The organism is Agromyces sp. P1_H4, from assembly GCF_056405255.1.
On record NZ_JBFUCL010000200.1, the window covers coordinates 1 to 6,965 of the forward strand.

Genomic DNA, 6,965 nt, shown 5'->3' on the forward strand with positions numbered 1-6,965 from the left:
CGTCGGCCGCGGCATCCCCGCTGCGTTCCAGCGCGACGCCGGCTCCCAGCGTGGCCAGCGCCGCGATCGTGAAGACCAGCCACGCCTTCGCCGTGCTCATCGACGCGTGCGGCGGCTCGGGCCGGCGGCGCCGGCGGCGCGGTCCGGGCGTCGGCCTCGGCGGCGCTCCGGKCGCCTGCCAGGGCAGGGCCACGGATGCACGCCGCACGAGGACGAGGGCGGCGACCCAGAGCACCGCGATCAGCACCACATCGGCGGTGAGGCGCCCGAAGAGCGCATCGGCCGGCAGTTGCGTGCCCGCCATCACGACCGTGAGGATGGCCACCACCATCACGGCCTCGACGACCAGCACCAGCGAGGCGGCGCGGTATGTCAACGGGCGGGCGCCCGGTGCCCGCCTGCCGAAGACATCGAGGATGACGAGCACGACGGTCTGCAGGGCGATGCCTCCGAGGATGTTGCCGACCGCCACCGAGATGTCCCCGGACATCGCCGCACTGACCGTGATCGCGATCTCGGGCAGGTTCGTCGCGATCGCCAGCACGATCAGCCCGCCGAGGGCGCTGCCGATGCCCAGCCGCGCGTCCAGCACATCCGTCGTGCGCGACAGCTGGATGCCCGCGACCCACACCACCACCGCGGCGGCGACGAAGATCACGGCCAACAGCCAGAGGGGCAATCCGTCCATAGCGCCAGTGAACACGGAAACGGCGCGGGCCGGGGCGGGATCAGTCGCCGGTCGTCATCTCCGTGACGAGTTGCGGCAGCAACCCACCCAGCCGACCGATCGTCTCCTGCGCCGAGGCCACGTCGAACGTCTCGGTGAGATCCCGGATGTCGCGATAGGCCACATGCGTGCCCTGGCTGTCCGACCAGGCGAGGATGCGCAACGGCAGGTCGATCCCGGCGCGCGGATCCGCGAGCATCACTTCGGTGCCGACCGTGGGGTCGCCGAAGACGACCACGGTCTCGTCGGACAGCTCCAGGCCGGCGTCCCGAGCGGCCGCGGCGTGGTCGATGACGGCGAACACGTGGATGCCACGGCGCGCGAGCGCCGCCAGCAGCGCGTCCACCACCTGCGCGACGGATCGACCGGTCGTCGTCTCCACGAGGTTCGTCATCGGGGGCCTCCTTCGCCGGCGGCGGCCTCGTCACCGGTCCCCGAGCAGGCTACGTCAGAACGGGTTCTCCCGGCAGTACCGCGCGTGGGTCGCGCGATCCAGCCGACGGCGCTCGACGGAGTCGATGTCCGTCGGCGCTCCCGGAGCAGCGGGCCCGTCGACCAGGACGTCGCGCGGCGTTGCGAAGCTCAGCGGGGAGACGACGACGATCGCCGCCGCCAGCAGCGCGAGCACGGTCAGCACGGCGCAGCACCGCGACATGACCACGCCGGTGCGTGCGCCGAGCCTGCGTCGCGCGAGTGCGAGCACGGCGAGTCCGGCCAGCCCGCCGGCGGTGTTCGTGATGAGGTCGGTGACGTCGGAACTCCCGACGGCCAGCACGTACTGGAGCACCTCCATCGCAAGGCTCGCACCCGCGACGATGGCCGTGGTTCGCCACCAGGACCAGGYCGGCGCGAGGAGGCCGAGGTACAGGCCGAAGGGGACGAAGAGCAGGACGTTGACGACCACTTCGGAGGGCGAGCTGGCCCCGTCGCACGTGCTCGGCGCGAACGGGACGAGCTTGAGCTGGCGCAGGTCGCCCGTTCCGACGAACGGCACCTCGAGCTTCCAGATCACGATCCACGTGAGCAGCACGAGGTACACGACGAACAGGGCCGGCAGGATGCGACGGCGCGATCGGGTCGCCTCACTCCCACCCTCCGCCGGCGACGACCGGGGCAGCTCGTCGACGCTCATCGGATCGGGCCCGATGCCGCGGCAGGAAGTGCCACTGTCACGCGCAGCCCGCCCTTGGGACGACCGACGATGGTCAGGCGTCCGTCGTGCGCCGTGATGATGCTCGCCACGATCGCGAGGCCGAGGCCGACCCCGGCATGGTCGCCGCGGAGCCGCTCGGTGCCCCGCTGGAACGGCTCGGTCAGCGTGGAGACGAGGTGCGGTGCGAGGTGCTCGCCCGTGTTCTCGACCGTCAGCGTGACGGAGCGCGCATCGACGGCGGTGCTCATGTGCACGGTGCCGTGGTCGGGCAGGTTGTGCACGATGGCGTTGTGCACGAGGTTCGTGGTCATCTGCAGCAGCAGCGCGTGCGAGCCGAACGTGGGCGCGATCTCGCCCGAGGTCTCGAGGCCGACGCCGCGTTGCTCGGCGAGGGGGAGGAGTGTCTCGACAGCCTCCTCGGCCAGGAGCGACAGGTCGACCTCCTCGCGGGTGAACGACCGCTGGTCGGCGCGGCTGAGCAGGAGCAGCGCCTCGGTGAGGGCGATCGCGCGGTCGTTGACGATGCGCAGGCGCTCGATGAGGGCGCCCTGGTCACGGTGGGGGTCGTTGCGCGCGACCTCGAGCAGCGTCTGCGTGATGGCGAGCGGGGTCCGCAGCTCGTGCGAGGCGTTGGCGGCGAACCTCCGCTGCTCCGCGACCTGCGCCTCGAGCCGGGCGAGCATGGCGTCGAAGCTGTCCGCCAGCTCGCGGAACTCGTCGTTCCGGCCCTCGAGCTCGATGCGGTACGAGAGCGATCCGTTCGCGGCCCGCCGCGTGGCATCCGTGATCCGTGCCAGTGGCACGAGCATGCGCCCGGCGAGGAACCACCCGCCGACGAGGCCGAACGCCAGCAGGAAGAGGAGGACCCACGCGACGACCGGCCCGAATGCACGGACCAGGTCGTCGCGACCGGGCACGAACCCGTCGATCGTCTCGCTTGCGCGGGCGGGCACGTAGCGGAGGAGGAACAGCCACACGGCCGCGAGCAGCAGGAAGCTCGCGACCATCAGGAAGCCCGCGTAGCTGAGGGTGAGCTTGAGGCGGACGCTCATTCCCGGCGGCCTAGCCACGCGCGCCGCCTTCGTCCGAGCCGGATGCCTCGGCCTCGACGCGATACCCGACGCCGGGCACGGTGACGATGACCCACGGCTCGCCGAGCCGCTTGCGCAGGGCCGAGACCGTGATGCGCACGGCGTTGGTGAACGGGTCGGCGTTCGCATCCCACGCCCGCTCCAGCAGCTCCTCGGCGCTGACCACGCCGCCCTCGGCGGCGACGAGGACCTCGAGGACCGCGAACTGCTTCCTCGTCAGCGCGACGTAGCGTCCGTCACGGAAGACCTCGCGGCGGAAGGGATCCAGCCGGAGCCCGGCGATCTCGTGCACCGGCGGTCGGTTGTGCGCCCGCCTCCGGTCGAGCGCGCGGAGCCGGAGCACGAGCTCCTGCAGCTCGAACGGCTTGGTGAGGTAGTCATCGGCTCCGAGCCCGAACCCCGAGGCCTTGTCGTCGAGCCGATCGGCGGCGGTGAGCATGAGGATCGGCATCCCGCTGCCCGAGGCGACGATGCTCGCCGCGACCTCGTCGCCGGAGGGACCCGGGATGTCGCGGTCGAGCACGGCGAGGTCGTAGGAGTTGATGCTCAACCGCTCGAGCGCGGCGTTCCCGTCGCCGGCGATGTCCGCCGCGATCGCCTCCAGGCGCAGCCCATCCCGGATGGCCTCCGCCATGAACGGCTCGTCCTCGACCACCAACACGCGCATGCTGGCAATGCTAGGAGCCGACGCATATCGTCGGCGTATCCGAAAGCGGATACGCCCCGGCAACGCGCCCTCGCGTTGGCTCGCAGCATGAGTCGAACCACCCCGTCCCGGTCCCCGAGTCGACGCCGCGCCCGCCGCACGTTCGGCGCGGTCGTCGTCGCCCTCCTCCTCGTCATCGCCGCGGCGACGGTGCTCGGAACGCTCGTGCCACCGGCCTCGTCGTCGTCGGCCTCGTCATTCGGTGAGGGTTGGCGCGATGACGCGGGTGCGGCGCCGGTCATGCCCGACGGCGCGACCATCGGCGACCTCACCGAGGCCGACGGCACGATGCCCGACGGCGTGACGGTGTTCGACGACGAGTACCCCGGCGTCGGCAAGCTCGACCCCGATCTGCTCGCTGCGCTGCGCGACGCGGCGACGGATGCCGCAACGGACGGCATCGGCTTCGTGGTGAACAGCGGCTGGCGCTCGCCGGAGTACCAGGAGCAACTGCTCCAGGACGCGGTCGCCACGTACGGCTCGGAAGCGGAGGCAGCCAGGTGGGTCGCGACGGCCGCCACGTCGGCCCATGTCTCGGGAGACGCGGTCGACATCGGCGACGCCGACGCCGACGCGTGGCTGGCGGCGAACGGCGCCGGGTACGGCCTCTGCCCGATCTACGACAACGAGCCGTGGCACTTCGAGCTGCGCGAGGAGGCGCTCGCACAGGGCTGCCCCACCACGTATGCCGACCCCACCGAGGATCCGAGGATGCAGCAGTGACGATCAGCCGCGCCACGGCGTGAGCCGCGGCCACCAGCCCGGGACGTTGCGCCGGTAGGCGGCGTACTGCTCGCCGTATGTCTCGGTGAGGGTCGGCTCCTCGTAGCCCTTCACGAACGCCACCACCGCGGCGAGCACGACGACGGCGTAGACGAGAAGCCACCAGCTGCCGAACAGCAGCGCCTGGCCGAGGATGATCGCGAGCACCGACAGGTACATCGGATTGCGCACGTATCGGTAGACCCCGGTCACGACGAGCGTCGCAGTCGGAGCGACCGGAGCGGGCGTTCCGCGGTGCAGGGCGAACAGCGCGAAGGCGTGCAGGAGGAAGCCCACTCCGACGCCGATCGCGATCCAGGCGATCGGCAGCACGACCCAGGCGGCCGTGCCCCAGTCGCACCAACGCCAGCCGGAGATGAGCCACGGGATGATGCCGGCGACGATTCCGGGCGCGAGGAGGAGGAAGACGATCGTGCCGATCCACGCGCGCACGGGCGAAGCTGCCTGGGCCATGGGCGTCGGGCTAGTCCGGTCCGCCGGGGAGGGAACCACCATGTGCCGTGCCTCGCTCGGACAGTGCATACCGCAGGAGCACCATGTCGCCGACCCGACGGCTCTCAGCGAGGGGTGCGCGACGGTCGGCATTCCACGGGAACGTGCCGTCGCCGATCAAGCGCGGGGCTCGCCGGTCGCCGACGAAGAACGGGGCGATCGCCAATTGGAGTTCATCGACGAGGTCGGACGCCAGGAACTGGGTGAACACGGTTCCGCCGCCTTCGACGAGGAGCGTCCGCACGCCCCGGTCGTGCAGCTCGCCGACGAGATCGACCGCGGTGAGCTCGTCGGCCAATCCCACGATGGTCGCACGATCACCGAGCCGTTCCCGGATGTCGCGGGTCGCGGACGTAGGGCAGTAGACCAGCTTCTCCGTGTCTCCGAAGGTGAAGAACCTCGACTCCGGATCGAGGTCGCCGGTCGCCGTGACGGTCACCTTCCAGGGCGACGGGGGACGGCCTTCGGCCTCGCGCCGACTCCGTCGCTCCTCGCTGCGCACGAGCAACCTCGGATTGTCGGCCCGCACGGTGCGTGCTCCGACGAGGATGGCGTCGCAGTGCGCGCGCACCTCGTCGACCCTGTCGAAGTCCGCCTCGTTCGAGAGCGCGAGACGCGGCGGGGAGGCGGTATCGAGGTATCCGTCGATGGACATGGCTGCGCTGAGGATCACGTACGGACGGTCGATCACGATTCCTCCTTCCGGCCAGTGCCGGTGAGAACGACCGTACGCTCGGGTGCGGTCGATTGCGCGCGTCGGGCGGCGGATGTCGCGGCGACGACGAGTGCGGGGGTGACGGCGATCATCGCCAGGATGCCGAACAGGGTGGCGGCGGCGACACCCGCGGAGGCGCCGAGGCCGGCGACGGCGAACGTCCAGCCGGCGATCCCCTCGCGCGGACCCCAGCCGCCGAGGTTCAGCGGGATGGATCCGGCGAGCAGCACGACGAGCGCGAGGGCGGCGAGGCGCATCGGCGGCACGCTCGCTCCCACCGCGGCGACCGCGACGCCGAACGTCACGACGTGGCACGCGACCACCACGATCGATGCGACGACGACCTGCAGGAGCGCTCGGGCGGATCCCACACCGGCTGAGAGCTCGTCGAGCTCGCGTCGCAGCGCGGCGCGCGCCCGGGCGCTCGTCGCCGTCATCGCGAGCGTGGCGAGTGCGATCACGGTGACGACGAGGCCGGTCGTCGCGAGCAGGTAGCCCTGGAACTCGGCGGCGAAGCACGCGATGACGACCACCGCGAGCGCGACCTGCACGACCTGCCCGACGGTGCGCTCGATGACGACGGCCCGAGCGCCCTGCCCGACGTCGCCGGCGTCGCGGCCCTGCGTGAGGGCACGCTGCACGTCGCCCACCACGCCACCGGGAAGCACCGTGTTGAGCAGCTGCGACCGGTAGTACATGCCGACGGCGCGTGGGTAGGGGAGGCCCACCCCGAGTCGCTTCGCGATGATGCTCCAGCGCCAGGCTGCGGCGGCGGTCGCCGTGGCGGAGAGCGCGAGCGCGGCAACGATGACGCGCAGGTCGACGCTGAGCAGCCCGTGCAGGAACGGCCCCGTGCCGACCTGGGCGACCACCGCCATGAGCACGCCGACCCCCACCAGCACACGTACCGCGAGTCGGAACCGTCGCGACGCCCAGGCTGCGCGGAGCCGTGACCCGATTCCCGTCGCGGCCGTTGCGATCCTCACCGCGGACATCACGGCCACGCCAGGAGATCGGCGTGCGCGACCTCGGCTGAGAGTGCACCGCGTCGCGATTGCGACGAACGAAGGGTGCGGTACGCCGCGCCGTCCGCTCGGAGGTCGGCCCGCTCCTCGAGGGCGGCATCGCACCATCCGGCGAACCACTCGTCGAGGAGCGGTCGCTCGTGGTCGCCGAGCCGCCAGGGGGTGGCGGCGGTTCGAACGTTCCAGCCGGCCTCGAGGAACCGGCGTCGCGCGAGCGCGACGCCAGTGGGCCCGACGAGGCGCCGCGCCCCCGCGCGACGTCGCTGGTGCGCG

8 protein-coding genes and 2 pseudogenes are annotated in these 6,965 nt (G+C 71.7%); 1 reads left to right on the forward strand and 9 read right to left on the reverse strand.

Features of this window, described 5'->3' with window-relative positions:
- The 5 genes and pseudogenes from AC1DY2_RS12475 to AC1DY2_RS12495 form a co-directional block, all read right to left on the reverse strand.
- Positions 1 to 688 (reverse strand): annotated as a pseudogene (locus AC1DY2_RS12475) (sodium:calcium antiporter); the annotation flags it as partial.
- A 40-nt stretch (positions 689 to 728) separates the two neighbouring features.
- Positions 729 to 1,121: a DUF302 domain-containing protein gene (locus AC1DY2_RS12480; protein WP_476762719.1), complete on the reverse strand. Its 393-nt coding sequence runs from the start codon at positions 1,119 to 1,121 to the stop codon at positions 729 to 731.
- A 54-nt stretch (positions 1,122 to 1,175) separates the two neighbouring features.
- Positions 1,176 to 1,859, reverse strand: coding sequence for a VanZ family protein (locus AC1DY2_RS12485; RefSeq protein ID WP_476762720.1), 684 nt, complete (start codon positions 1,857 to 1,859; stop codon positions 1,176 to 1,178).
- Positions 1,856 to 2,932 (reverse strand): sensor histidine kinase, encoded by a 1,077-nt coding sequence (locus AC1DY2_RS12490; protein ID WP_476762721.1) that lies wholly within the window; start codon positions 2,930 to 2,932, stop codon positions 1,856 to 1,858. Before AC1DY2_RS12490 ends, AC1DY2_RS12485 begins: the two co-directional genes overlap by 4 nt.
- Before the next feature lie 10 nt (positions 2,933 to 2,942).
- The gene (locus tag AC1DY2_RS12495; RefSeq protein ID WP_476762722.1) at positions 2,943 to 3,638 is read right to left on the reverse strand and encodes a response regulator transcription factor; all 696 of its coding nucleotides are present in this window, start codon (positions 3,636 to 3,638) and stop codon (positions 2,943 to 2,945) included.
- Between the two features lie 87 nt (positions 3,639 to 3,725).
- On the opposite strand from AC1DY2_RS12495, the gene AC1DY2_RS12500 reads away from it, so the two are divergent.
- Positions 3,726 to 4,400 (forward strand): M15 family metallopeptidase, encoded by a 675-nt coding sequence (locus AC1DY2_RS12500; protein ID WP_476762723.1) that lies wholly within the window; start codon positions 3,726 to 3,728, stop codon positions 4,398 to 4,400.
- 3 nt (positions 4,401 to 4,403) lie between these two features.
- Here the strand turns inward: AC1DY2_RS12500 and AC1DY2_RS12505 are convergent, their stop codons facing one another.
- The 4 genes and pseudogenes from AC1DY2_RS12505 to AC1DY2_RS12520 form a co-directional block, all read right to left on the reverse strand.
- Entirely contained in the window at positions 4,404 to 4,913 is a 510-nt protein-coding gene (locus AC1DY2_RS12505; protein WP_476762724.1) for a methyltransferase family protein, read from the reverse strand.
- A 10-nt stretch (positions 4,914 to 4,923) separates the two neighbouring features.
- Entirely contained in the window at positions 4,924 to 5,643 is a 720-nt protein-coding gene (locus tag AC1DY2_RS12510) for a RibD family protein (protein WP_476762725.1), read from the reverse strand.
- On the reverse strand, positions 5,640 to 6,653 hold the full coding sequence (locus AC1DY2_RS12515) for a lysylphosphatidylglycerol synthase domain-containing protein (protein ID WP_476762726.1): 1,014 nt from the start codon (positions 6,651 to 6,653) through the stop codon (positions 5,640 to 5,642). The genes AC1DY2_RS12510 and AC1DY2_RS12515 overlap by 4 nt, the downstream gene beginning before the upstream one ends.
- A gap of 8 nt (positions 6,654 to 6,661) precedes the next feature.
- A pseudogene (locus tag AC1DY2_RS12520) lies at positions 6,662 to 6,965 on the reverse strand (SAM-dependent methyltransferase); the annotation flags it as partial.